The following is a 607-nucleotide window of genomic DNA, read 5'->3' on the forward strand; positions in this document are numbered from 1 at the left end:
AGGAGCTGATTTCCCAAGTATTTCTTTAAAGTCCATATTGATTAGCGGTCTATAAGATGGCTCTACCTGACGGACAAAATGTAGTTCTTTTAATTTTCTTTCCGTTGTTTCTACTTCTGATTGATTAACATATAGAACAATGTATTTCATGCGCTTGGAAACGTAATGAATCAAACCAAATCGCTTTAACGTTTTTAAATGTCTTAGACTGTACACCCATACAATGATCCCTTGTCGTTTGTTTAACACTAACTCCATTATCGCCCCTCCTCTTCTTATGCTCCAGTTATTTTTTCTATCTTAACAGCTGATTTTAATATCATTTCATAGAATTTGATGTATCTCTATCTAGAATCAAAAGAACTTCTTGTCCGCGAAAAGCAATACCGATTCTTTTTAGGTTCGGATCCATCAAGAGTACCCGCTGATTTTCAATACTAAACCAAAAAGATGCGTTCCAAGTAGAGTCAGCTGATTGATTCGAATACAAAACCCGAGTATCCGCTAAAGGTACTTCCTCTAGCTTTAACTTTTCTTGAATTAAATCAGTCGTTAACGGTGGATATTCATCTATTTCATGCTCGTTTATTCCGGTTCCGTCATCTTT

The 607-nt window shown here is 35.7% G+C and carries 1 protein-coding gene and 1 pseudogene; both read right to left on the minus strand.

Features of this window, described 5'->3' with window-relative positions:
• Nucleotides 1-258: YlbG family protein (locus RT405_RS13220; protein WP_313470304.1), on the minus strand; the 258-nt coding region annotated here is incomplete at its 3' end.
• Between the two features lie 61 nt (nucleotides 259-319).
• Nucleotides 320-607, minus strand: a pseudogene (locus RT405_RS13225) (hypothetical protein); the annotation flags it as partial.

It is taken from the genome of Carnobacterium sp., assembly GCF_032094055.1.
In the GTDB taxonomy this organism is placed as follows: domain Bacteria; phylum Bacillota; class Bacilli; order Lactobacillales; family Carnobacteriaceae; genus Carnobacterium_A.